The following is a 24,263-nucleotide window of genomic DNA, read 5'->3' on the forward strand; positions in this document are numbered from 1 at the left end:
TCCAATGATAATATATAGTTAGATTTCAGTATTTATAAATTCCATTAGCAAAGCACTTTCATTATTAATTGTTTTAACTTTTGTAAACCCGCATTTTTCGTAACATCTAATAGCTCTTTCGTTAGAAAATTCAGGGTCTACTATTATAATTTCAGCGTCTGTTATATTAATAATGAGTTCAATAAATTTACAAACCATAATTGTTCCATAGCCTTTATTAAATAGGTTAGGATTACCGATAAATTGATCAATTCCAAAAACCACTTCATTATTTAAATAGCCTAATTCTTTTAATTCTTCTGCTTGAAGTTTATAGTATTGCATAAATCCTATTGGGGAATCGTCTAACAACAATGAAGGGGAGAACTAGAATTTCACCACGAACGCGTGGTTCATATTTTTTCCTTACTTGTTCTATTGAAAATGGTGAATTAATATCCCCGTAAAATTCTAAAACTTCTCTCGTACTCAACCATTTAGCCATTAAACCATAATCATTATCAGTCATTTTTCTGATGTGTATTTTGTTAATATCCAAAATATGTACCCCTTTCAAAAATACTAGTATATCTTAAAATAGCAAAATTAGTCTAATACTTACTGAACTATATGATGAGATGTTAAAAATGATAAATTTGTTTAATGTGCCAATATAAAATGGTCCAAGTTTCTAAGTTTTTGTATAAAAAAAGTAAATAGACAAGTTTTTTCCTGCCTAAATCAATCTCTTTATCTGTGGTCGGGAAGTTTCTGTATGATATCAGAATATATATTCATTTTTGTGTTAATTCCTACCCATTTATTTTTATCATCGATGTAACCTGCTGTAGCCGTACCATCATTATTTTCAGAAAAGAACACATTACCGTGGTTATATGGTTCTATGATCGGGTCTGTATCTAAATTCATTTCGGGTGAAACATTCCCTGCTGCTCGAGATGGCTCTCTTCGTTCTCGAAATAACTGTCCAATGGCTATTGCTTTCCCATCTTTGATTTGCACAAATGTAAAAATCCCATCATTTAAATAGTAAGTGTCTGCTCTTCCTAAAGGGAACGTATATTCATGTAAACGATAACCATCTAATGTACCAAGTGTTTTGAACTCAGTGTTGATTGGTGATGCGATAGCCGCTTTACGTGCTGCTTGAAGGTCATTCTGATTCAGTAATTTTGGATCAAACGCATAGTCCTTTGAGTTCACAAAAACAAATTTGCGAATGGATTCAAATTGAACGTTGTATCCCAAGGATTCAGAGACGAATCGTATAGGAACGAGAATGTGGCCATTGCTATTTTGAGCAGGTATATCCATTTGTATAGCTTTCCCATTTTTATAGGCGGTTTTGCTATTCGTATTTATTTTCAAATAATCTCCATCTTTATTTTGAACTGTGGCGACTTCAGTCTTAGGGTTATAACTATAGGAAAGACCAAGAGATGAAAGCACTCGGATCGGGACAAATAGATGGTTATTATCCATCAGAGGATGTACATCCATCTTGATAAATTCACCATTCGCAACAACTTCTATTGGTCTAACATTCTCTTCTGACTTAACTAGCGGTCCTGCACTTGCATGTGGATAATTGAATAACCCTAAACTTAAAGCCAGAAGTAAGCCTGACATAGATTTCTTCATTTTGTATTTCCCCAATCTTTTAGTATTTGCCAAATGTCATGTCGTTTTAATAGTTTTATCACAAGCACTCTGGATAGTACGAAAATCGTTAAGCCAATCGCTTATCTTTTTTGATTTTCTGCATTGTAAGAATTAGCCCTGTTAAACCAACAGTTAACGCAGGTGCAATACTAATTATAAAAAACCGCCATACACCTGTGTACAAGGATATTGTTAGAAAAATAGTAGGTAAACCAATTAATGCAAATAAAGAAGCGATTAAGGCGAATCTTTGATTTTCTTGCATTTATGAAACCCCCGTATAATTTACAAATTTATTCAATTGTATCACAAATAACCTATTTTTCGATTGTTAGAGGAATTGGAAATAGCCTCAGTGTCCGTTACACTCTACAGCTTAATGAGTATTCGCGATTCTATTTAATTCGGTTTTTATAGAGGAGGTCGAGTAACTGTTTCTTCCTTTAGTATTAATAAAATCTTAAATATTTGGGAATGACCGACCTTCGCGGCCAAGATTTCTTTGTAGTACTATATTCACATGAATTATTTTCGAATAGTTAATAATGGATAAAATACGTATAATAAGGATGCTATTAATATCAATTAATAGAATAATAATGAAAGATTGGAATGAGTGAAGTGTGGGTAAAATAAAAAGGTTAGTAGTTTGTTGTTTAATAGTAGTTATAGCAACATTCCACTTCGGTACAGGGAATAGTACTGTATATGCAAGTGAAAATAAATATGGGATTTATAATGGTAAAGTGGTAAACGGAAGACTTTACGCACCTATTCGAGCTGTTGGTGAAAAGATACAAGCGGAAGTAAGTTGGGATAAGGCAACAAAAACAGCCACTTTAATCAAAGACAAGAAAGTGATCAAACTGACACTTGGCTCTAAGATACTAAAAGTCAATAATGAGCAACTTCAAATGGATGTATCGTTACTTTTAGAAAATGGAAGCATTTTTTTACCGATAAGATATATAGGTGATGCATTAGGGGGTACAACATACTGGGATAAAAGTGAACGGTTGGCTTACTTATATTCAGACCCGTATGGGGTTTATGGGGTTACTGTTTATGCTCAACCACTGTTCTATAAGGACGGCTATAAGCTGCTGGATGAAGCCATTGCAAAAGTAAAAAATGTTTCAAACATCTCTCAAAAAAGGCAGTATTTAAAGCCATACTTCACGGATGAAATGATTAATTTAATTATTATGAGAAACTTAACCTTTACGGATATGTCCGAAAATGGAGGTTATTATTCTTATCCAAAAGACACGAATATGAGGATCAGTCGTAAGGTTTATGTATCTGGAGGAGAATTGGTACAGTATGTTTTACTTACAAAGAGAAATAATCAATGGCTAGTGGGTTCTCTTGAAGAAAAATTTGTTCCATACAGGCCATAGAATTTTGTTTACTAACTACGCTTTCATCTTAGGTCATTGACTGTCGTTTTTGAGACAGTAAGAAAACAACTTTTTACAGCCAGTTGTCGCTATATAGCAGGCGACTGGTTGTTTAGTTTCGTTTGAAGACGGATAATTTGTTAGTGTCATCGAGCAAATGATGGGGTAATTGATAAGGGGTTGAATTAGCAAAAGCTGCCGTACCTTATCTGCCCCTTACCGATAAAGAAAAGGAAACGACTTATTTTGATGGTATGAGGACGCAAGGAAATACGTATGACCTTTTGAAAAAATAAATGGCAACGACATACAACTTTATTTTAGATATGCAACAACTGAAATTCCAGAGGATTATAAACCTGAACCAGATATGCCAAGCGATGCAAGGGACGTAAAATTCCATTATGATATCACCTAATCACCAGTTTTGGATGAAAACGGGGAATTTGTTTTTAATTCTGATACATTCAAAACCGACCAATTTCTAGTTAGTTACAAAGCCGTGGGAATTGAAGCAATCGTTGCTCCGAATACTGCAGTGTTAGTGAACGAAATAAATTAAAATTAACTTTTATTCGACAATTCATTGCTAACTAATAAAACTGTAAATGTAACAGATGTATCAAAAGGAACAAATGTAAAACATGTAGCATCTTTTGCTATCAAAGAGTTGTCTATAGCTACAGGAATTTTAATCGGCATCAAACACACTTGAGAGATTTTGCGTGTGTCGAGGTCATTCAAATTCCGAATGCTTCAAGTAGCGAATAAATCAGTATGGTGTTCCAACAAATCATTTGCCGACTTATGTTGAAGAAGAATTAAAAGTGTCTTTACACATTACTAAAAGAACATGAAGTAAAAATGAGCGCCGCAAAAGCAAATACACGATTAAATTAATTAGGTCTACTAAAGATTAAAATGTCTCAAGAAAATAAAGCTTCTAGGCTGCAACTTAAACATGACATAAACTTGAATAGCGTCCACTCATTTCATTTATCAAAGTAAATTTTAACGTATAGTTTTGAGGTCGATGTTACTCTCAATAGGAGGGAGTACTATCGAAATACCCAAATGAAAAGTGTTTAAAAGCAATTTTAAACTTCTCCGAGTATTATAATCTTACTCCCCACAATCAATAATCTTGGTGAGTGGTGGAGTAGAGCAGTTAATGAAATGACAAAAAGAGATGTTCAATTATATTATTTTGCTATTCAAGGTGCATTAAACAATGAACTATATTCTCATAAAATAGTTTCTAAAATGTTTTCTGAGCTTGAACGACGTAAAAATCAGAGATAGAACATTCACATTACGTAATTTAATTATGTCTAACACCCCCATTCGGGGGGGTTCTTTCATTGGCAGGGGTGAGAAAAATGTAAAGGTATGAAAATAGTAATAGAAATCTCTCTATTATTTATGTATATTTATGGTTGAGGAGGAATATATAATGAAGAAATTTTTAGTGTTATTATGCATGTCTTTGTTCTTAGTTGCTTGCGGTAACTCAGAAGAAAAAAGTGCTTCTGAACCTGTCAAAAACCAAGAAGAAGATTCTGAAGAAGCAAATCAAAAAGTGTCTAAAAAAGAGGGAAATACAAAACCTGAAGAATCAAAAGCCCCAACCCAAATAAAATTAGGTGAAGTGATGGTTGTTAATGATTTTGCGGAAATCACTTTGAATAGCAATAATTTTGGTCAAGTTATTAATCCGCCAAATCCAGGTGATTTCTACACATACTATGAAAATAAAGAACCAAATCAAGTGTATTTAGACAGTGTTATTACCGTGAAAAGTTTACAAACTTCCGGGAAAGTTGCAAGTGATTTTGTAAGTCTAAAAATTATTTACGATGATAAATATGAATATACAACATTTTCTACGCTAGAAGAAAATGGGGGTAAAGACTTCACTTATTCAAATATTACTTATATTGAGCCATTACAAACTGGAGTGTTGCACTTTTTAGCATCTTTACCATCTGAAACAGAGAATGATGGCAAACCATTAAAAGCCGTTTTTACAATTAATGGTGAAACATTCGAACAAATAATTAGATAGATTCACCTTTTGAAGACACTCATCTCTGTTGTGTACCCCAATTTGTATCCCAAATAAGTAATGTATAACGGGTATTAAAGGATAACACTATTTTTTTAATATCTAAAATGCAAAAACCCCGCCAAATCAATATTTTTACGCTATAATGGTGGACGAGGTGAAGAAAATGTTTGTAAGTGAGAAACAAATTGAAATTCGATATGCTGAGACCGACCAAATGGGCGTGGTGTATCATGCGAACTATATTATTTGGATGGAGATAGGTCGTTCACAGTTAGTCAACGATGCAGGCTTTGAGTATGCAGAGTTAGAAAAAGATGGTTATGTATCGCCAGTGATGGATTTATCCATTTCTTATAAGGCAGCAATGCATTATGGACAAGTGGCAACGGTCCGTACATGGGTGGAAAAGCACGATCGTCTACGTACAACATATGGCTATGAAATTTTACATGAAGATGGCACGATTGCAGCTACTGCTCAGTCCGTACATATTCTAGCGCAAAAAGATACGTTACGTCCGGTGTCCTTAAGTAAAATTGATCCGGTATGGGATGCGAAATACAAAGAAATCGCACGCGAGACGAAATAGGAGAAACATATATGGAACTATTATTAGCGATAGGTGCAATTATGGCATGTCTTGGTGTCGTGCTAGGCGCTTTTGGAGCACATGCATTAAAAGATAAATTTGCGTCACCACACTACGCAGCCATTTGGGAAACTGCAGTGCAGTATCATATGTACCATTCATTAGGTTTACTGGGGCTTGGTATTTTATCGAGTGATGCTCTTTTAGGAGCTTCTAGTATGCTTTCTTGGGCAGGTTATTTAATGTTTGCAGGTATAGTGTTTTTCTCGGGTAGTTTATATGTATTAGCGGTTACAGGTGTGAAAAAGCTTGGTGCGATTACCCCAATCGGTGGTCTGCTATTTATCATTGCCTGGGTGCTTGTGGCTATTTCCGCATTTTCTTAGGCATATACACTATAAATAAGAGTGAGGTAGTTCCTATGGAGCTATCTCATTTTTTATAAAGAAGTAAAAAAATGAAACAAATTGGTCTATTTAAGCGTATTACATAATGATTAGATTATTTTAGCATTCTAGCTTATTTCAACGGTTGCTCAAACATCCGCTGAAATACAGGAATTCAGGTTAAGCACTTCACGTCTGAGAAAATACCTGAGTGACAAGCGTTGTGTGGGTATAAAGCCTGCAGACGCAATTATGTCGAGGCATATTTGATATGGTAAAATAAGTCTTAAGTATATAAGTTGAAGGTGGGAATAAATATGGGTTTATTAAAAGCAGGAGTTGGCGCATTAGCAGGTGTTTTAGAAGATCAATGGCGTGAATATTTCTATTGTGAATCACTGTCCGCTGATGTTCTTGTGGCAAAAGGTTTTAAACGTACTTCTAAACGAGGGTCAAATAAAGGTAATGACAATATTATTAGTAATGGCTCTATTATTGCTATAAATGAAGGGCAATGTATGATGATTGTCGAGCAAGGGAAAGTAGTGGAGTTCTCTGCTGAGTCTGGGGAGTATGTTTATGATACATCAACGGAGCCTTCGATTATGTATGGCAGTGATTTGTCTGAAGGTATTATGGAAACATTCAAGCAGATTGGTAAACGCTTCACTTTTGGAGGAGAACCTGCAAAGGATCAGCGTGTGTACTATTTCAATAAAAAAGAAATCGTAGGTAATAAATATGGGACACCAGCACCGGTTCCTTTCCGTGTGATCGACCGTAATATCGGCCTAGATATTGATATTGCTATTCGTTGTCATGGCGAATATTCATATAAAATTGTAGATCCATTATTATTCTATACGAATGTTTGTGGAAACGTAGAGCGTGAATTTACAAGAGATGCCATCGATAGTCAATTAAAAACGGAGCTGATGACTGCGTTACAGCCGGCTTTCGCACATATTTCAGCAAGCGGGGTTCGCTATAGCGAAATTCCGGCTCATACTGTAGCTCTAGCAGATGCCCTAAATAAAGTGTTATCAGAGAAATGGCTAGCAACACGTGGTTTAGCAGTTGTATCATTTGGCATAAGTTCTTTAAAAGCATCTGAAGAAGATGAAGCAATGATTAAACAACTACAAAGAAATGCAGTGATGCGTGATCCAGGTATGGCAGCGGCTCATTTAACGGGTGCTCAGGCGGAAGCAATGATTGCAGCATCTAAAAATGATGGCGGAGCTATGGCAGGATTTATGGGTATGAACATGGCAGCTCAAGCAGGTGGTGTTAATGCAGGACAGCTTTACCAAATGAATGAGCAAAATAAACAGGTAGCCCAGCAACAACAAACAGCGACGAACTCAGATGCATGGAAATGTGCATGTGGCAACGAAAACACTGGTAAATTCTGCTCAAATTGTGGGACACCAAAACCTGCAGAAGAAGGATGGGCTTGTACATGTGGTGCTGTCAACAAAGGCAAATTCTGTGGGGATTGTGGTGCTAAAAAACCTTCAGGAGCATTACAATACGTTTGCGATAAATGTGGGTGGCAGCCAGAAGACCCTGCGAACCCACCAAAGTTCTGTCCTGAGTGTGGCGATGTGTTTGATGAGAATGATGTTAAGTAAGGGGATGACTAATGATGCCAACGCAAGATGCTGAAAATATTAAACAAGTAAAGCTTGATTTTGACGCTGAGTGTCCATCATGCAGTGCATCTATTGAATTTAATCCCGCCTCTGGAAAGCTTACGTGTCCATATTGTGGCTATGAGACTGAAATTGCAGACCCAGAAAAGCAAGAGGAAAAAGTTGCCCAGGAAATGGATTTTGCAATGGCTGAAGAACGTGGGAATTTCAACTGGGGTGTTGAGAAAAAAACAGTTATTTGTAAATCCTGTGCGGCAGAAACAATTTATGATGCGTTACAGGTAGCCGATAGTTGCCCGTATTGTGGTTCTAATCAAGTTATGGAGGCAAGTGCTAAAAATACACTAGCACCGAACGGAGTATGTGCATTTGAAATAACAGATAAGCAAGCAGGAGAGAACTTTCAAAGTTGGATTAAGGGGAAATGGTTTACACCAAAAGCAGCAAAAGAAAGTGCTAAGCCTGATTCATTTAAAGGAGTTTATCTTCCATATTGGACTTTTGATACTAAAACAAGCTCAAGGTATTCTGCAAGGTACGGTAGACATCGAACAGTTACAGATAAAGAGGGAAATACCCGAACTGAAACGGATTGGTATTCCACAAGTGGTTTTTATCAGGAATTTATTGATGATCATTTAATTAGTGCAACAGCCCGTTATGATCGAAATATGATGAGAAAAATAGAACCTTTTAATTTACTCAACAATAAAGCTTATAAACCAGAATATGTATCAGGCTTTTTATCAGAACGATACAGTATTGGTTTACAGGACGGATGGAGTCAAGCGAAGAGGGAAATTTCAGATCATCTGGAGGCACAAATTACTTCAAAAATACGTTGGGAACATAATGCGGACGTAGTATCTAGTTTACATTTCTCAACAACGCATGATGATATTACATATAAATATCTAATGTTACCAATTTGGCTTTCTTCATTCCGCTACAAAGAAAAGGTTTATCGATTTATGGTGAATGGACAGACAGGTCGAGTAGGTGGAGATGCCCCGATTTCACCACTTCGTGTAACAATTGCAGTTATCGTATCATTAATCACGATTGCGATTATTTGGTATTTCTTTATGTCAGAATAGTTATGAGCAGTATTCCTGTAGGGTTAATCCATACGTTGGAATGCTGCTTTTATCTGCTTTCAGGAAATAATTGATTTAGTAGTGAATGCGTCAGCACAAAAAATAAATGGGTGAACGGCTGAATCGTTGTAGGAAATAGGATGAAAACTTCTAGTTATCACGGCTTTCACTTCCGATAGTTGCATAAATTATTATAGGAAGAAATTCTAAGGGATTTTACGCATTACTACATGAAAAAGGCGAATCCATATGTTTGTGTGGCGCCAAATAAAAATATATGTACTTAAGCAACCTATTTTATGGAAAAGTCGTTATGAAAGATGAAATGTCAAAAAAACGCAGGATTTAGAGTACGGCTGTGGTATGAAAAAGAAATGTTATATCGTCAAAGTAATAGTACTTTTATGATCTTTCTTGTTAAGAAGTGATGAACAGAACATGTGTGAAAAAAATTATTAAGCGCTAATTCATTTTATTAATACATTATCTTGGTAGGATCTTGTTAAACTTCAGGACAATTTATTCCATAAAATAACGTCATTTGAAGTTGCCAATTTACTTTAAACAAATTATTATACATTCAGAGAGCTTTTTTTATGAAATGAGCTGTGAATGTAATGTTATTCTTGGATAACATCATGTATGGAGGTTTCGACAATGGATGCAATTGAAGTGTTAACAAATTTAGATCAAATACATGGGTATTTTCAACCTATATTTAGCGCGGATGCGCATACGGTGATTGCCTACGAAATTTCCGGACAGTTACAAATTGAAGGTCAACAAATTAATTTAAAAGACTTTGTGGATAACGAAGATATTCCAGAAGAATATCGTATCGATATGGAACATAAAATTTTACACGCTGCATTAGCAAAAATAGACGAAATCGGACAGGATATTGATATTTATATTCCAAGTAACCCGAACTTACTGATGCAGGATTTCGGTGAAAGTCATTTTAATATAATTCAACAATACATTAGTGAAGAGGAGTTACATCGTATTGTATTAGTTGTTTCAGAGCATCGTTTTTTAGGTGACATTAATAAGTTGCACCATGCAGTACGATACTTTACGACGTTTGGAGTCAAAATTGCTATTCAAGAAGTAGGAGCGGAGAGTCATCTAGAGCACATTGCTTTATTATCACCACAAATCTTAAAGGTCAATATTCGTGACTTAAATTATGATTCTTGGTCCGCGCAGTCAGATATGATATCAGCAATAGGTAGCCTAGCTTATAAAATTGGCGCAAATCTTTTATTTGAAGGAATCGAAACAGTTTATCAATTACAATTTGCCTGGAAAAATGGAGGCCGATTTTATCAGGGCCGATACTTGGCAAATTCTGCATTGACATTCGTTGAGAAGGATATTTTAAAAGAGCGTTTTAAGGAAGAATGCCAACAATTTATTACCTCTGAAAAGAAAATTTTGGAGGCACAATATTTTGAGTTGAAAAAGTTGAGGGAGGAGCTAGAAGCGATCGTCCATCGTGTTAAGCCTTCTAGTGACAACATCACACATTTAGAGTATCTAGCGCAGTTGTTGGATAGTTATTCGTTCCGAGTATATATTTGCAATGAAGATGGTTTCCAACTATCCCCAAACGTCATGCGTATAGATGGTCAGTGGGAATTGCAGCCTAGGGCGATCAATAAAAACTGGAGTTGGCGACCATACTTCCTACAAACAATCATTAAAATGCGCAACGATCAAAGCGGAGAAATTTCAGAGCTCTATCGAGATATCGAGACAGGAGAAATCACAAGAACATTTTCGATTGCAATTAACGAGCATGAGTACTTGTTCGTCGATCTTTCGTATGATTATCTATATGAGCATAACATTTTTAGATAGTGCTACAAATGCTTATATATCAGGGTTTCTAGGGTACAAGAATAACTTGTACCCTAATTTGTGTAAAGATGATCACTTAAATTATAATGGATAAATGAATTATTATTTTTGCAACTGTGTAACAGCAACAGCTTCTGCAAATCAATTTATGGGCAGGAAATCTTTTGATTGAATGCTTATTTTTTATGGTAAAAACATTTTTATGATGTAATTCTACCAAGGCATTTTAAAAGTATCGCTGTTAAGAGGCTGAGAAAAAAGCTAAATGTAGAGGAGAGCAAAGGAAAGAGAAAAAATTAGATATAGTAAATCTCCATCCGTTTATTTATATTTATGGAGGAGGGATTTTGAACAATGAAAAAATTATTTTTAGTACCACTAACATTGCTACTAGTTATTTTGTTAGTAGCATGTAACAAAGATAACGAAAGTGACAGTGGTAAGAAAGCCGAAAATGCTGATCAAACAGCAGAGGAAACACCATTAAAAGTCTGTGTTGGACAAGCCAATGAAAAAGTCGATTTATACCAAAATTTTCGGTATAAATCGACTTTTAATACTTAATATATAATTGAAAAACTTAATTAGTTACAATATCCAGTTTTCTAAAGTGGATTGAGAATGCTTGTGTTATTATTGTTCTTTTCCTTGAATTTCTTCATTGAAAAAGTGGATACCGGTATGTCCTCCACCTTCAGCAACCATTTCGTTTGAAGCTATTTTTGTTGGAGATGTTCCAGCTCGTGTCGCTGCTTGAGCAGTTATCCGCTCTGATATGTTTTTGTCCATTTCCGCAGTATTTAAATAGGATCCTAATTTAGTTTTTGCATTATTGAGCATACTTAATGCTTTATCACGGTTTTCTTTTTTACTAAAAAAAGATGCTATTAAAGCTAACGCTGTAATTACAACACCTGTTCTTCGTTTCGCCATTATTAACCCCTCCCCAAAATATTGTATATGGTTCTATATTTTTTCTTTTCCCTATTTTAAGAGGACTAAACATAACGAATAGAGTACAACAACAAAATTCGCCGTGAATTTGAAACGAATCATGTCACTTTTAGAAGAAAAAGATAGTAGAGGAGAATAAAAAAACCAATTCATGTTCAATATCATTTGAGCAAGAATTGGTCTTTTTTTGCATTAAAAACGGGATGTTTTTCAGTCCCTTGTAATATATAGCATCTTTAAAAGACAATATTAAAAAGTTTTCCCATTATTGATATTGTGATTTATGAACTGTGTTTTCATTACATTCTACCTTACTAACATCCGCTGAAATATAGGAACTCAGTCTAAGAACGCCACGTCCTGTGGCAATTTTTCTGTGCGAAAGCGAAGCGACAGCAACAACACACGACTGAGTGACCAACATCACGTTGGCCCAAAGCCTCCGCGGATGTCACGGAAATTGAAAAGGAGTTCGTAAATGATGTTAGCCTAAATCATCGCATAATTGAAATAAATTATTTTAAAGGAATTCCAAGACCTAATGCAGAAGCGATCGAGACAATAGAGCTAATAACACCTAGTATACTAGTTAATTTCTCTAATGGTTTTTTAGCTTTCTCATTATCTCCATTTTCAATATGAGTTTTAAGGAGTTCAAAATGAGCTTCTGCAATTTCTCGTTGTTCATCTGCTAGGTGCTGAACTTCTTCTTGAAGCTGTTGTAAAGCATTGATAATGTCACTTGGTGGGCTAGCTATCCCTTGACTGAGTGTACCATTGTTTTCAATAGTTATATTACCTTTGTTTTCTCCAAAAGTTAGACCACCATATTTACTAGATTCACCCATATAACCATCTCCTAATATAATAGTAACTTTCCCAAGTTTTGATACTTTATCCAATACTTGATCAGAATTTTCTTTTGTTAAAATATGGATAATTTCTCTTAAACTCTCGGGTTTATTGTGTTTAGTTATCCCGACATTTTCCTTTTTATTAGCAATTTTTTTTTTGAAAAACTTTGTCTGAAATCCTCACTTAATTCAATGATTGGAATAGCGTTCAAAGGATCAAAACAATTCTCTGTACCACAATATTTGCATGTAATGGAATCGATATTTTCAAGTTCGGATTTACTAGCAGTTAAAATACTTCTACTACATTCCTCACATTGAAATTCTAATTTTATAACGAGTGCTTCTTGTTTTTCTAATTCAGATAATTGATCAATAACTAATCCAAGAGGCAAGTTAGTTATTTTTGCAATATAACTATGGTAAAATTTATCAATTTTACTGATAGCAATTACCTCAAGTGCATTATCTATTTTTTGAGAAATTTCCCATGGCTTTAAATTGCTCAATACTTTTACCTCGCAGAATAAATTTGGTAAATCAATTTTTCTCTAATATAATCCAATACAGGTTCAGACGCAAATACATTGAACTTAAATGTCTTTGTATTTACACCGATTCGAACAGAATATTCTTGTTTAACACCATCAACACTGTGTTCAAATAGTATAGATCCTTTTTGTTTGGAAAGATAAGGCTCTAAATAATTGTATAAGGGTAAACCTCTTAGTTCTCTAATACTACCTAATCCTATCGTTTCAAGACCACTTAACAGTAACAAAGTAAAAGGTGTTGTTTCTAAAATACCGGTGATATGTTCGCAATTTAAATTTTGCTCTAGAACTGATAATTCACCATTAGTATAGTATTCGTCAATTGCAGAAAGTATACTCACAATGGATTGACCCTGCGTTTCTTCAAATGTATTGACTAATCCTGCTGGTCTTCCTGTAGCATCAATCAGCCTTCCTTGAAGGGAATCCGCTAAAGTCGCAAGATTACCACCATAATTTTCTAATAAATCATACTGTTTGAATTCATATTGTTCATCAACTACTTTAGTTAACCAGGCAATTATTTTTTTTGCAACAGCTGAACTTGCTCGTACTTCAATTATTCCCTTAACTTCATCAATGTAAACTGTTGTAATTTCATGTTTAATGTATTCTCTACGGTTTGCTAAAAAGTAATCAACATTAACACCTGTTCTATGAATGAATCGCAAATAATATATTTGTGAACCTTCGATATCGGCAGCAGCAATAATGGTAGGATCAATAGGAACATTTTCGCTATTTGGTGTAACTACTGTTTCGAAAGGATTAAATGGCATTTTATTAATAATACTTTGTTTAAAACCTGTTAAATCAGTTTTATTTGTCGCCTGGTACCAAGCTAAGGAAACTGCTCCAGAGAAAATATTATCGCTAATTATTTTAAGAACATCGCTATTAGTATGCTCAAAAACATCCCATACTCTGCTAGCTAATTCATATACATTGCCATTGGTATCTAAAGTCATTTTATTACAAATCTCTTTAAGTAGAGTTTTGCTTAATCTATGCAAGTCTTGGGGGAAAATTAAAGATTTAATAGTGTTCATGTAACACCCTCCAGAATTATATTCTGTGTTCGATGAAAGTATGCATTTTGCTTAATAAATATAATAGTATATGTATTGAAAACCCAAAAAATGACAAAATAATGTTGGTTGACAAGAAAAGATGGACATATATAGACCAAGATAGATGTAATTAGAATAAAAATGTTAAAAAGTGGAATGTTTATATGGAACGTCAATTCAGTACTACACTCTAAATTAAAAAGTCACTCATTAAAAATTGAGTGACTTTACATAATTATTCAGCAAAATGAAATTAGGTTACAAAGGAGAAGCTTGTTCTCAAATGTACCCCAATTGAATTACCTTTAATTACTTTAAACGAAGAATGTTAGTCAAAGTTTTTTCCGAAAATTAAAGTATTTGTGTTAATTCTGCATTTACAAACCTTTGGGCAGTAATGAGAACCCCTGCAGCTGTTCTACCATAAACGCTATATATACCGCCAGTTTGGTTAGGAACGATTTCAACTTCATATTGAGCAGAAACACCTACACTTGGAGTTACGAATGTTGAACCGTTAGCAATTGCGGCAAATGGAGTTGTAGATAGTAATTGTCTTGCTCCGTCAAGTCTAAAAACTCTTACTACTCCAGTTAGTAAACCTCCAGTTAGATTGAGAATTTTGACACGAACGTTAGCTGCATTAGCTGGTTGATTCCCTGTATTTTCAATTGGTCCTGTAGTTAAAGGCAATTTAAATTCACCTCTTTCCAAAAATAGATTGATAATCCGCAGATTACATAATCATTGTATTCAGTTTCTATAGACATGCTCTAAACGTATTCATCAGTTTTCAATAAAAATGTAGAAATTGATATTTATATATTTCTTCTTTAGCTATCGAATGAGCTATGACTTTCTACCATTTTGGGTGTATTATATGAATAACTCAGATGAGTAACAGTACATAATAAGGCTTTTTGATAAGGCGGGGTGAGAATAATTTATTGATAGGAGTTCCTATTCTGGTATAATTAACTGCGAGAGAGGATGATCAATATGAGTAAAAACATCGTTGTTATAACAGGGGCAGGTAGTGGCTTAGGTGCAGCGCTTGCTAAAAAATATTCGACTTTAGGCTATCATATTTGTTTACTTGGTAGAACAAAATCAAAGCTTGAGAATACGGCTAAAGCGTTAACTAATGGCTATTCTATTTATGAGGTGGATGTTTCTTCAAAACAAATGGTTACTCAAATAATTCAATCTATACAAGATGATTTTGGATCCATTCCTTTATTAATTAATAATGCGGGTGTTGGCTATTTTGATAATGCTGAAAACTTGAGTGAGGATTCAGTTCATCAAATGATTGATATTAACTTAAAAGGAACAATTTTTTGCACACAAGCAGTATTAAAAGGTATGAAAGAACGTAATGAAGGAACAATCATCAATATTGTTTCAACAGCTGGTCTAGAAGGAAAAGTAACGGAATCTGTTTATTGTGCTAGTAAATTTGGTGTACGCGGATTTACCGAGAGTCTAGCATTAGAATTAAACGAAACAGCGATTAATGTATGTGCTGTATACATGGGTGGTATGAGAACAGAGTTTTGGGACGGGATATTTACTGAGGAAAAAACTAAAACATTAATGGATCCTAATGATATCGCGGATATTATTATGGACAATATAAAACCAAGAAAAGCGTTAGCTGTAACTGAGGTTGTCATTAAAAATAAACGATAACTACACAGTTTTTTCGTGCATCAGTTGCTGAAAGCTTTTGAGCAAAAATTTAAATCCTAATGGATATCATAAAAAAGATCAGTTCTTATTTTTTTGAATGAGAATCTGGTCTTTTTATGTCTATTCAAGATTTCAAGCTTATAAAGATTATCTATGCACTATACGTTACAAAACTGTCATGTTGTCATGTTTTTAGTCATGTAAAACGATTGTTGTAGTCCGAAATGCTTGATATAGTTAACGGTGCTGTTATGATAATTTATAACCTTATACCCAGCATTAATTGCTTAAAGGAGAAATGAAAATGAAAGCACTATTAAAAATCTATTTGTCTATAATTGTTACGATTGTGGCCTTTTATAGTTTAACGCCTACAATCGTAAACGCAGATGCAAATGAAAAAACTCAAATGATTGATCAATTTATTCAAGAGCAAAAGGTGATTAGTAAAATTCCAGGGATATCGCTAGTAATTGTTGAGAAGGGGAAAACGGTTTATGAAAAAGGTTTTGGATATGCCGATGTTCAGTCAAAAACACCAGTTACCTCCAATACATTATTTGAACTAGGATCTACATCGAAAGCCTTCACTGGACATGCCATTTTAAAATTGGAAAAGGAAGGGTTACTAAAACGCTCTGATGATGTCCGAAAGTATATCCCGTGGTTGGAGTTGGAATATAATGGAGAACCTCGGACGATTACTATTAATCAGTTACTGTATCATACAAGTGGTATAGCTACGAACACAATAACAAATATTCCTAAAAGTAACGAAGAGAACGCACTTGAATTGACTGTGAAAAACTTGCTTGATCAGCCATTAAATAGACAGCCAGGTAGCTCATTTGAATACGCAACAGTCAATTATGATGTTTTAGGACTCGTTATTGAAAAGGTTTCAAAACAACCGTTTGATATGTATATCAAACAGCATATATTAGAGCCAATCAATATGAAAGATTCATTTGTTGGACTTCATCAAGTTGAATCTAATGAGATGGCGTCAGGATATAAAATAGGACTGATGAGAGAACAGGAATACACACCACCTATCTACCGTGGAAATATACCTGCTGGATATATTATTAGTAATACAAACGATATAGCAAACTGGTTAAAGCTTCAGTTAGGAAATAGCCAAATTAATGCGATTGAGAATAAAATTATTCAAGAATCGCATATTCCAGATCAATCTGTAGAGCCATTCGATACGGATACATACTACGCAAGTGGATGGGGAGTTAGAGGAAAAGAAGATAAAAAACAATATATATTCCATGCTGGAGAAAACCCTACATTTTCATCTTATTTCATCATGCAGCCCGATGAACAAATAGGAGTAGCCGTATTATCCAATATGAACTCGAGCTATACAACTGCAATAGGGCAGGGTGTGATGGATTTATGGGAAGGGAAAACGGTAAATACTATTCATGCTGACAACTTTCAGAATTTGGATAAAACGCTGTCACTTATATGCGTTATTGTTGTAGGCTTTGGGATGTTTTTAAGCGTTTTATTGCTACAATCCTTGCAGAAGGTTATTAAAAAACAACGTATTATTGTAGCTTTAAATATGAAAAGGGCTTTATTATTAGTTTTTCATTCTTTAAGTGTTGCAATAATTATTGCACTGATCATGATGTTCCCGAAAGTATTACCTGGGGGATCAAATTGGGAATTTATTAAAGTATGGGGTCCAACGTCAATTACTGTGTTATTTTATAGTGTAATAGTGTCAAGTGTGATTTACTATTTAGTAGGTTTGATAAAAATCTTTACGAAAAAGGAAAAAAATTAAAAATGTAGAGATTTGATTGTTAAAGGAAATTATGGTAATGTGAAATTAATTTTAGGTGAGGGGGAGAATCCAAATGAAAAAAAGATCAATACGTTTTTTATCTATGGGTATCGGATTCTCAACGGCTGTTTTTTTCTAAAATGGAGTTTTTAGGGGCGAGTCTGCCCTTTTTTAGAAAAATATAAACCTAAAGGAGATTAACATGAATACTAAAATAACACGCAAAAATCCAATCCAAGTACCTAGCCCTGTTGGCAATTATAGCCATCTTACAATAATTCCTAAGGATGCAACAATGTATGCATTATCTGGACAGATTGGAGTAGGAGCTAGCGGTGAATTGCCATCGACACTATCAGAGCAGGTTAAAAATACATTAAAAAATATTCAATTAATATTAGAAGCAGAGGGACTTAACGCAAACAATGTGGTGAAGGCCAATATTTGGGCAACTGAAGAGATAGATTGGGATGACTTCGATCAACAATGGGAGATGATGTTTGGAAATCCTTATCCATCTATGACGATAGCTTATATTACTGCTTTAGGACTTCCTGACATTAAATTAGAAATTGATATTTGGGCTGCTAAATAAGCAGAGTACCGACAAAATCTTTAATGATTTTGTCGGTTTTTTATTAAAAGTGAATTTTTGGGGTAAATGATATGAAAAAAAGGCCACTTTTCCTAAGCGAAAAGTGACCAAAGAAAGATTTAATAATGATGGGGGTGTGTTTTTTGCCCAAGGTATGAGCAAGTTGGAAGCAAATTAGATACACTACCATCTTATGAAAAAGAAAAGAGGGCTGTTAGGCCTTTGTCTAAATCAACAACTGTTTTTTAGGTGTGTTTTTTAGAATTAGTAGAATTTTTAAGTAAGGAAGGTACTGTCCAATACGTACCCATGCGCCATAACCACTCAAATGGACCAAATTTAAAGAATTTTAACCAAATTTTACTGAAAATCAATTGGAAAATGTAAATGCCTATACAAATCCATAGAGATTGGATGAAACGAATATTGCCAATAAGGTGAAAAGCATTACCAATTATTAAAATCAGCGCAGTTTGTCCTAAATAATTTGTTAATGCCATTCGACCATAGTCTTTTAAAGGTGAAAGCAAAACTTGACATAAAGGACGTTGTAGTAAAAGCATTAATAATCCTACATAAAATGCTGATACAAATGGGCTAAATTGAAGCCCGATTAGTGTAAACTTTTCAATGTTTGTCACATGTACCTTAAGCTCATCTTCTGTCATTTGATCAAAGTTCACCATTGCCTCTGGGACATAATGCCATTGATACAGCAATCCCCCTACGCTAATAAAGAACATAATAACTGTCAAGATAGCTATTCTTTTACGATTGTCATGGATCTTTTCAAAAATTCGATACTGCCCAGCAGCTAATCCTAGTAAAATTAGAGGGAACGGCATAGCAATTTTGAAACCAAAATAAGCGGTTACCGCTAATAAAATAAGCCCTATAGTCAGGTTTATTTCTTTACGAACTTTGTAAAAAGGTAACGCTATTAGCCCGAATATTGCATAAATAGTTAATGCTTCTCCAGGTTGGAAATAAAAGTGTACAAGTCCGATTAACAATAAAATAATAATTCTTCTAATAAATAATAAGTAGGCATTTTCATTTTTAGCCATGGCACGGGAAATAAAAATATAAAAGCCTACACCAAATAAAAATGAAAAAATGGTGAAAAACTTACCTTCTACAAAAAGTGTTAAAAACCTATTATATGCAACATCCACAGATGTGTCTGGTAGATTAATCAACATTAATGCTGGAATATTGACTAAAATAATTCCTAATAAAGCAAATCCCCTTAAATAATCTAGTGTATCAATTCGTTTGTTTAATTCAATTGGTTTCATTTTTCTCACTCCTCATTGACAAAGTATACGGAAGTTATCCATAAAGTAGTAACGATGAATGTTACGCCAATCTTACAAAATCGTCATATTACTTTAGTCATTTTCTGGATACATAGATAAAATGTCTTTTGCTTGCTGTCGTAAAATATCGACCAATTCTTTCGGTTCTACGATTTGTGCATGCATGCCAAGTCGATAGAAAAGGGGACTAATAAAATTCAGCTCTCCTTTGTCTATAATGGAATTAATATAACCGGTGCCATCTTCTTTGATCACGACCAATTCTTCAAGGTTTGGTGCGCTTTTGCATTGTCGCACACCTTCTTTTGATAATAGTACATGTAAACGGATAGGTTGTTTATTTTCAAAATTGCTACTAAACCACTCCTTCAAATTTACAAATACCTCTTTGTTTTCTTCACTTTCTATAATGGAAAGTATGCGATCTACACGAAACAGTAATATTTTTTGTTTTGTGAAATCAAAGGCGGGCATATACCACAACCCATCATGAGCATACACACCAATTGGATGAGTATGTTTCGTAGTTGTACCTGATTTTGATTCATAGTGAAAATGTAGATTTTTGTTTTCAATAGCTGCCTCTAAAACGTCTTTCAATAAAGGGGTTTCAATTGCCCGTTTAGGATTCCAAAACGCGATGTAAGATTGAAGTTGATCCACTTTCCTCTTTGCCTCTTCCTGAAGCGAGCCATATAGCTTATGAGAAGCGGATTGTATTTCCGTATTAAAGGGTAAATCACGGTAATAATGAAGAGATTGAAACGCAAAGAAAATCGAAACGGCTTCATCTTCTGTAAATAAAATAGGTGGAAGAAGTCTGCTCGATAGGACAGTATAGCCACCGTTCCGCCCTTGTTCTGCATAAATAGGCAAGCCCATATCACTTAAATCTAAAATATATCGATGAACCGTGCGAATCGATATATTGAATTCATCGGAAATTTCCTGAGCAGTAAATTTCTTTTTTGCACTTACAAACAGAAGGATATCTAATAGTCGTTTTGCTTTTGACATTTTCTCACCTTATTTTCATTTAATCATGCCAGTAGTTGTCATGTTTTTTGTTTAGTATAGATCTTGTTCAGTAGTTTTTCAAAAGTTTAAAGGAGATGATGTTATGTCACGAGAAATCATTTTATACATTGCAACTAGTTTGGATGGATATATTGCGAAAGAGAATGATGATTTACAATGGCTAGAAGAAGCAGAGGGGGAAGGGGATGCTGGATATTCAGACATGTATCAATCCATTGATACCATTATTATGGGTAAAAGAACGTATGATTGGGTTGTAGACCATATTGAGTCTTTTCCATATCCCGATAAGAAAAATTATGTATTTACAACGTCACTAAGTGGACAAAACGAACATGTTGAGTTTGTAAATGAAGATATTGTAACGTTTACTAAAAAGTTAAGGGAGCAGGAAGGCTCTAAAATTTGGATGGTAGGTGGAGCGGGAATTCTCGATCACTTTGTAAAGGAACAGTTAATAGATGAAATAATTATTACGGTTACACCGCACCTATTAGGTTCTGGCATTCCATTGTTCAAGGATAATAATCCATTTCAAGACCTGGAGTTAGTAAATACACAACGCTTTGGGCAAATGGTGCAAATGCATTATAAGGTGAAGAAAGAAGTTTGATCATTTATATTTAGGTGACAACCTTCAAACGTAAGTAAAAAAATAGACCAGACATATTCTATATATTTTATGTTTGGTTTATTTTTAATGTTTTTGATTGTAACGATTGTTGTTTTACCTTGTCTTCCTCAACTAACGGTACATGTTTGTTCATGTTCGATAAAAACTTGAGTAGTTTTTAATCCAATCTAATATTTCTTAAAAGCATATTCTATTAGAAATAGTGGGGTGAAATTATGTCTGAAAAAAAGAAAATTACTAGAATAAAACCTATTGGTTTTTGTCCTCCGGTTAAATTCACAGCGCTTAATAATTGTTGTCCTTCAGTCCCTTCATCTTCATGTCTTTGTGACTGTTGTGTTTCTCCACTTCAGTCAGTCTTACAACAACTTGTTGGGCAAACTGTAATTCTTGGTACTATTGCAGACGCACCTAATGTACCTCCTCTCCTTTTTTTATATACTATTGTTGAGGTGAATGATTTTTTAGTTACTGTTACAAATGGAACTCAAACTTTTGTGGTAAATATTTCTGATGTAACAGGGGTAGGTTTTTTCCCACCCGGACCTACTATCAATTTGTTACCGCCTGTTGATTCTGGATGTGAATGCAATTGTCGGGAACGGCCAATTAGACAATTGCTGAATTCACTTATTGGTTCCACAGTAAATCTTTTGGCAAGTAACGGGTCTATTGCAGTAGATTTTAACGTGGAACAAACAGGTCTTGGTATTGTGTTAGGTACACTACCAATAAGTCCTAATCAACCAATTTTTAGATTTGCAATTTCAACTTGCAAAATTGTAGCTGTAGGGCAAACTAATTGAATAAAGAATGATATTTAGTGAGTCAGTAGTTATTAAAAATTAATAGTTTTATTCTTGAACTAACAGGCTGCATTAGTTTAGCAAAAGACAGCGATTCAGGAATTTCATCTTCCTCTGTCAATTGATGAACTTTACCATCAAGATCAAAGCTAAATAAGAAAGGAGGATAACTAGCCTTTATAAGACTAATTATCCTCTATTCTTATACTCTTACATAAGATCATCAGCCTCTTTTTCCATCATTAGGAAAGCGAACGGTAGATTTCTCCCGTGATTCCCTTCATTTGATGCACACCTGTGTCAGTATTGGTCATCATAACAATCCCTTGTTCAAGGTAAGGGTAGGCGACTAGCATACATTGAAATCCAACACCCCAGCCAAGAGAGGAAAACTCAAGGTTGTCACCCATGCCATCTAGAAATACGCCGAGACCTGTCCATTCTTTACAGCCTTGTGTGCGGAATAGTTCTTTGACTTGTTTGGACGAAATGCCAATTTTACTTTGGCCTTTGATAGCATTCATAATATCCAGTAATAATTTTGTTAAATCGCTCGGGGTAGTCCATATACCACAAGCTGCAATATAAGGATAAATAGAATATTTCCCTGGAATTAACGCTCCATTTTGATCATGACCACATGCAAAATTTTCTAAATTCGATGTTGAAAGAGAGGTAGAAAATGTACTGTTCGTCATACTCAGTGGTTTAAATATAAAAGTGTCCAGTAGATAAGAAAAAGGTTTTTGCGTTATATCTTCTAGTAATAGTTGAATAAGGCAAAAGCCCGCATCAGAATAGTGAAATTCACTTTCAGGTTCATATGTCACTTCAATGGCAGTAGGGCAAAAAGCCGTTGTACCATTCAATATTTCTACCATGGACGGTATTTTGTTGAAAGATTCTAGTTCCATAAAACTGCCCTCAGGGTCCACAATACCAGATTGATGACAGAGTAAGTTGCGTAATGTAACTTTTTTATGCTTTGTCAAAGGATTGTCAGGAACCTTCCATGAAACTAGTTTTTTATTAACTTCTTCATCTAAATCTACAATCCCTTGTTCTACGAATTTCATTACTAAAATGCTTGTTAGAAACTTACTAATTGAGCAAGCGTTGAAAATGGAGTGCTCATTAACTATTTTATCGGTACCTGTTTCTAGAACACCAAAATGCTCCTTCTTACTGATTTTTCCCTTTTCGATAGCTACAATGCTTAAACCTGTTATACGGTAATGCTCCATGCGTTCACGAATGTTTATCATCTATTGAGCTCCTAGTTTTTTCTTCATTATAACAGAAAAGGGAACTTGTGTTCTTTAAATAGTTTTTTTATTTTGGGCTATTTTCTCCAAGATTGTTGCTTCTAGTTTGCTATCATCATTTTAGTGCAATAAGAAAAGCTACCAAAATGACAGCTTGCATCTATAACTCTTGCACCCTTTAGTGGAATAGGAATTAAACTATTTTATTGTAACGATAAAAGTTTATTTAATTAATTTAAGTATATTTTTTGAGTTTTTAATCATACCTAGCAACCCAAGTTCTTTTTTTACGTCTTCTGTTAATTTCTTCTCTGCAATTTTTTTGATTTTTTCTTCTGCATTTGAAAAATTACCGGAATTAAAAATTGGTTGTGGATCATATTCAATAGTAAGTTGAATTGCTTTGGTTTGATCTTCACCAACTAGTTTATTAGATAAATGTAAAGCCATATCAATACCAGCAGATACCCCTGATGAAGTTATATATTTACCTTGTTCTATTACTCTTTCTCTTGTTGCAATTGCCCCAAAATTGCTAAGTAAATTGATAACTCTCCAATGCGATGTTGCTTTTAATCCATTGAGTAAACCTGCTGAGGCCAATAATAATGAACCTGTACATACAGAAGTTGTCCATTTTGTAGTTTTATCTACTTCCCTTATCCAATTCAATACGTTTGCATTTTTCATTTCCTGCATAAACCCTATAGTTGAACCTGGTATTATTAAAATATCTGCATCTTTTATATCATCGATGTTGTATTTCACATTGATGTCTATAAAACCTGAATCAGCTTTTATTTCTCCTGTTTTTTCTGCGACAAATAATACTTCAGTATCCTCCATATTCTTTAAAACTTCATAAGGCCCAATCGCATCCAACATAGTTACGCCATTGTATAAAAAGATGATTACCTTCATACTTACTTTATCGCTCCTCTCGTTCTACAAACTAACT

At 34.4% G+C, this 24,263-nt stretch carries 25 protein-coding genes and 1 pseudogene; 13 read left to right on the top strand and 13 right to left on the bottom strand.

From position 1 onward, the window contains the following. Positions 1–18: 18 nt before the first annotated feature. From B1B04_RS26275 to B1B04_RS20495, 4 genes are all read right to left on the bottom strand, one after another. The gene (locus tag B1B04_RS26275; protein WP_240518355.1) at positions 19–324 is read right to left on the bottom strand and encodes a GNAT family N-acetyltransferase; all 306 of its coding nucleotides are present in this window, start codon (positions 322–324) and stop codon (positions 19–21) included. Next, positions 311–538 (bottom strand): hypothetical protein, encoded by a 228-nt coding sequence (locus B1B04_RS26280; protein ID WP_240518356.1) that lies wholly within the window; start codon positions 536–538, stop codon positions 311–313. The genes B1B04_RS26275 and B1B04_RS26280 overlap by 14 nt, the downstream gene beginning before the upstream one ends. Before the next feature lie 191 nt (positions 539–729). Continuing rightward, a complete protein-coding gene (locus B1B04_RS20490; RefSeq protein WP_079563225.1) occupies positions 730–1,641 on the bottom strand; it encodes a copper amine oxidase N-terminal domain-containing protein in 912 nt (303 codons plus the stop codon). Between the two features lie 88 nt (positions 1,642–1,729). Next, positions 1,730–1,927, bottom strand: coding sequence for a hypothetical protein (locus tag B1B04_RS20495; protein ID WP_079563226.1), 198 nt, complete (start codon positions 1,925–1,927; stop codon positions 1,730–1,732). Positions 1,928–2,285: 358 nt separating this feature from the next. Between B1B04_RS20495 and B1B04_RS20500 the strand changes: the two genes are divergently transcribed. From B1B04_RS20500 to B1B04_RS20535, 8 genes are all read left to right on the top strand, one after another. Further along, complete coding sequence (locus B1B04_RS20500; protein ID WP_079563227.1) at positions 2,286–3,062, top strand: copper amine oxidase N-terminal domain-containing protein; 777 nt, start codon at positions 2,286–2,288, stop codon at positions 3,060–3,062. Positions 3,063–4,515: 1,453 nt separating this feature from the next. After that, positions 4,516–5,127, top strand: a complete 612-nt coding sequence (locus B1B04_RS20505; protein WP_079563228.1) for a hypothetical protein — start codon at positions 4,516–4,518, stop codon at positions 5,125–5,127. 166 nt (positions 5,128–5,293) lie between these two features. Beyond that, entirely contained in the window at positions 5,294–5,719 is a 426-nt protein-coding gene (locus B1B04_RS20510; protein WP_079563229.1) for an acyl-CoA thioesterase, read from the top strand. An 11-nt stretch (positions 5,720–5,730) separates the two neighbouring features. Next, positions 5,731–6,105: a DUF423 domain-containing protein gene (locus tag B1B04_RS20515; protein ID WP_079563230.1), complete on the top strand. Its 375-nt coding sequence runs from the start codon at positions 5,731–5,733 to the stop codon at positions 6,103–6,105. Positions 6,106–6,422: 317 nt separating this feature from the next. After that, the gene (locus B1B04_RS20520) at positions 6,423–7,739 is read left to right on the top strand and encodes an SPFH domain-containing protein (RefSeq protein ID WP_079563231.1); all 1,317 of its coding nucleotides are present in this window, start codon (positions 6,423–6,425) and stop codon (positions 7,737–7,739) included. A gap of 11 nt (positions 7,740–7,750) precedes the next feature. Further along, positions 7,751–8,857 (top strand): TFIIB-type zinc ribbon-containing protein, encoded by a 1,107-nt coding sequence (locus tag B1B04_RS20525; protein WP_240518357.1) that lies wholly within the window; start codon positions 7,751–7,753, stop codon positions 8,855–8,857. Positions 8,858–9,514: 657 nt separating this feature from the next. Continuing rightward, positions 9,515–10,720 (top strand): EAL-associated domain-containing protein, encoded by a 1,206-nt coding sequence (locus B1B04_RS20530; protein ID WP_079563233.1) that lies wholly within the window; start codon positions 9,515–9,517, stop codon positions 10,718–10,720. Positions 10,721–11,074: 354 nt separating this feature from the next. Continuing rightward, positions 11,075–11,284 carry a hypothetical protein gene (locus B1B04_RS20535; RefSeq protein WP_079563234.1) on the top strand — a complete coding sequence of 70 codons (210 nt, stop codon included), beginning with the start codon at positions 11,075–11,077 and terminating at the stop codon, positions 11,282–11,284. A 69-nt stretch (positions 11,285–11,353) separates the two neighbouring features. Here the strand turns inward: B1B04_RS20535 and B1B04_RS20540 are convergent, their stop codons facing one another. The 5 genes from B1B04_RS20540 to B1B04_RS20560 all read right to left on the bottom strand — a co-directional run bounded on the left by B1B04_RS20540 (position 11,354) and on the right by B1B04_RS20560 (position 14,845). Continuing rightward, positions 11,354–11,653 carry a hypothetical protein gene (locus B1B04_RS20540; RefSeq protein WP_079563235.1) on the bottom strand — a complete coding sequence of 100 codons (300 nt, stop codon included), beginning with the start codon at positions 11,651–11,653 and terminating at the stop codon, positions 11,354–11,356. Between the two features lie 536 nt (positions 11,654–12,189). Continuing rightward, entirely contained in the window at positions 12,190–12,522 is a 333-nt protein-coding gene (locus tag B1B04_RS20545) for a hypothetical protein (RefSeq protein ID WP_079563236.1), read from the bottom strand. Between the two features lie 125 nt (positions 12,523–12,647). Continuing rightward, positions 12,648–13,037 (bottom strand): hypothetical protein, encoded by a 390-nt coding sequence (locus B1B04_RS20550; protein ID WP_079563237.1) that lies wholly within the window; start codon positions 13,035–13,037, stop codon positions 12,648–12,650. A gap of 5 nt (positions 13,038–13,042) precedes the next feature. Next, positions 13,043–14,131: a hypothetical protein gene (locus B1B04_RS20555; RefSeq protein ID WP_079563238.1), complete on the bottom strand. Its 1,089-nt coding sequence runs from the start codon at positions 14,129–14,131 to the stop codon at positions 13,043–13,045. A 372-nt stretch (positions 14,132–14,503) separates the two neighbouring features. After that, positions 14,504–14,845 (bottom strand): ATPase, encoded by a 342-nt coding sequence (locus B1B04_RS20560; RefSeq protein ID WP_079563239.1) that lies wholly within the window; start codon positions 14,843–14,845, stop codon positions 14,504–14,506. A gap of 306 nt (positions 14,846–15,151) precedes the next feature. On the opposite strand from B1B04_RS20560, the gene B1B04_RS20565 reads away from it, so the two are divergent. From B1B04_RS20565 to B1B04_RS20575, 3 genes are all read left to right on the top strand, one after another. Further along, positions 15,152–15,844 carry an SDR family oxidoreductase gene (locus tag B1B04_RS20565; RefSeq protein WP_079563240.1) on the top strand — a complete coding sequence of 231 codons (693 nt, stop codon included), beginning with the start codon at positions 15,152–15,154 and terminating at the stop codon, positions 15,842–15,844. Between the two features lie 298 nt (positions 15,845–16,142). Continuing rightward, positions 16,143–17,648 (top strand): serine hydrolase domain-containing protein, encoded by a 1,506-nt coding sequence (locus B1B04_RS20570; protein WP_481817193.1) that lies wholly within the window; start codon positions 16,143–16,145, stop codon positions 17,646–17,648. Positions 17,649–17,850: 202 nt separating this feature from the next. Continuing rightward, the gene (locus B1B04_RS20575; RefSeq protein ID WP_079563242.1) at positions 17,851–18,243 is read left to right on the top strand and encodes a RidA family protein; all 393 of its coding nucleotides are present in this window, start codon (positions 17,851–17,853) and stop codon (positions 18,241–18,243) included. Positions 18,244–18,488: 245 nt separating this feature from the next. On the opposite strand, the gene B1B04_RS20580 is transcribed toward B1B04_RS20575, so the two are convergent. Together B1B04_RS20580 and B1B04_RS20585 are read right to left on the bottom strand one after the other, a co-directional pair. Beyond that, entirely contained in the window at positions 18,489–19,541 is a 1,053-nt protein-coding gene (locus tag B1B04_RS20580; RefSeq protein ID WP_079563243.1) for a DUF418 domain-containing protein, read from the bottom strand. Positions 19,542–19,634: 93 nt separating this feature from the next. After that, positions 19,635–20,579, bottom strand: coding sequence for a helix-turn-helix transcriptional regulator (locus B1B04_RS20585; RefSeq protein ID WP_079563244.1), 945 nt, complete (start codon positions 20,577–20,579; stop codon positions 19,635–19,637). A 103-nt stretch (positions 20,580–20,682) separates the two neighbouring features. On the opposite strand from B1B04_RS20585, the gene B1B04_RS20590 reads away from it, so the two are divergent. After that, positions 20,683–21,213 (top strand): dihydrofolate reductase family protein, encoded by a 531-nt coding sequence (locus B1B04_RS20590; RefSeq protein ID WP_079563245.1) that lies wholly within the window; start codon positions 20,683–20,685, stop codon positions 21,211–21,213. Between the two features lie 338 nt (positions 21,214–21,551). Further along, positions 21,552–22,040, top strand: a pseudogene (locus tag B1B04_RS20595) (hypothetical protein); the annotation flags it as partial. A 242-nt stretch (positions 22,041–22,282) separates the two neighbouring features. Here B1B04_RS20595 and B1B04_RS20600 read toward each other — a convergent pair. Together B1B04_RS20600 and B1B04_RS20605 are read right to left on the bottom strand one after the other, a co-directional pair. Continuing rightward, positions 22,283–23,305, bottom strand: a complete 1,023-nt coding sequence (locus tag B1B04_RS20600; protein WP_170939043.1) for a serine hydrolase domain-containing protein — start codon at positions 23,303–23,305, stop codon at positions 22,283–22,285. A 222-nt stretch (positions 23,306–23,527) separates the two neighbouring features. Further along, on the bottom strand, positions 23,528–24,226 hold the full coding sequence (locus B1B04_RS20605; protein ID WP_079563246.1) for a DJ-1/PfpI family protein: 699 nt from the start codon (positions 24,224–24,226) through the stop codon (positions 23,528–23,530). Positions 24,227–24,263: the final 37 nt, after the last annotated feature.

It is taken from the genome of Lysinibacillus sp. KCTC 33748 (genome assembly GCF_002237755.1).
Taxonomy (GTDB): domain Bacteria; phylum Bacillota; class Bacilli; order Bacillales_A; family Planococcaceae; genus Lysinibacillus.

Excerpts from the sequence above, each read along its gene's own strand:
- B1B04_RS20545 (WP_079563236.1), bottom strand. The coding sequence starts at position 12,522 with ATGGGTGAATCTAGTAAATATGGTGGTCTAACTTTTGGAGAAAACAAA.
- B1B04_RS20585 (WP_079563244.1), bottom strand. The coding sequence starts at position 20,579 with ATGTCAAAAGCAAAACGACTATTAGATATCCTTCTGTTTGTAAGTGCA.
- B1B04_RS20515 (WP_079563230.1), top strand. The coding sequence starts at position 5,731 with ATGGAACTATTATTAGCGATAGGTGCAATTATGGCATGTCTTGGTGTC.
- B1B04_RS20525 (WP_240518357.1), top strand. The coding sequence starts at position 7,751 with ATGATGCCAACGCAAGATGCTGAAAATATTAAACAAGTAAAGCTTGAT.
- B1B04_RS20505 (WP_079563228.1), top strand. The coding sequence starts at position 4,516 with ATGAAGAAATTTTTAGTGTTATTATGCATGTCTTTGTTCTTAGTTGCT.
- B1B04_RS20575 (WP_079563242.1), top strand. The coding sequence starts at position 17,851 with ATGAATACTAAAATAACACGCAAAAATCCAATCCAAGTACCTAGCCCT.
- B1B04_RS20490 (WP_079563225.1), bottom strand. The coding sequence starts at position 1,641 with ATGAAGAAATCTATGTCAGGCTTACTTCTGGCTTTAAGTTTAGGGTTA.
- B1B04_RS20555 (WP_079563238.1), bottom strand. The coding sequence starts at position 14,131 with ATGAACACTATTAAATCTTTAATTTTCCCCCAAGACTTGCATAGATTA.
- B1B04_RS20530 (WP_079563233.1), top strand. The coding sequence starts at position 9,515 with ATGGATGCAATTGAAGTGTTAACAAATTTAGATCAAATACATGGGTAT.
- B1B04_RS20605 (WP_079563246.1), bottom strand. The coding sequence starts at position 24,226 with ATGAAGGTAATCATCTTTTTATACAATGGCGTAACTATGTTGGATGCG.
- B1B04_RS20600 (WP_170939043.1), bottom strand. The coding sequence starts at position 23,305 with ATGATAAACATTCGTGAACGCATGGAGCATTACCGTATAACAGGTTTA.
- B1B04_RS20535 (WP_079563234.1), top strand. The coding sequence starts at position 11,075 with ATGAAAAAATTATTTTTAGTACCACTAACATTGCTACTAGTTATTTTG.
- B1B04_RS20570 (WP_481817193.1), top strand. The coding sequence starts at position 16,143 with ATGAAAATGAAAGCACTATTAAAAATCTATTTGTCTATAATTGTTACG.
- B1B04_RS20540 (WP_079563235.1), bottom strand. The coding sequence starts at position 11,653 with ATGGCGAAACGAAGAACAGGTGTTGTAATTACAGCGTTAGCTTTAATA.
- B1B04_RS20520 (WP_079563231.1), top strand. The coding sequence starts at position 6,423 with ATGGGTTTATTAAAAGCAGGAGTTGGCGCATTAGCAGGTGTTTTAGAA.
- B1B04_RS20580 (WP_079563243.1), bottom strand. The coding sequence starts at position 19,541 with ATGAAACCAATTGAATTAAACAAACGAATTGATACACTAGATTATTTA.
- B1B04_RS20565 (WP_079563240.1), top strand. The coding sequence starts at position 15,152 with ATGAGTAAAAACATCGTTGTTATAACAGGGGCAGGTAGTGGCTTAGGT.
- B1B04_RS20495 (WP_079563226.1), bottom strand. The coding sequence starts at position 1,927 with ATGCAAGAAAATCAAAGATTCGCCTTAATCGCTTCTTTATTTGCATTA.
- B1B04_RS20590 (WP_079563245.1), top strand. The coding sequence starts at position 20,683 with ATGTCACGAGAAATCATTTTATACATTGCAACTAGTTTGGATGGATAT.
- B1B04_RS26275 (WP_240518355.1), bottom strand. The coding sequence starts at position 324 with ATGCAATACTATAAACTTCAAGCAGAAGAATTAAAAGAATTAGGCTAT.
- B1B04_RS20510 (WP_079563229.1), top strand. The coding sequence starts at position 5,294 with ATGTTTGTAAGTGAGAAACAAATTGAAATTCGATATGCTGAGACCGAC.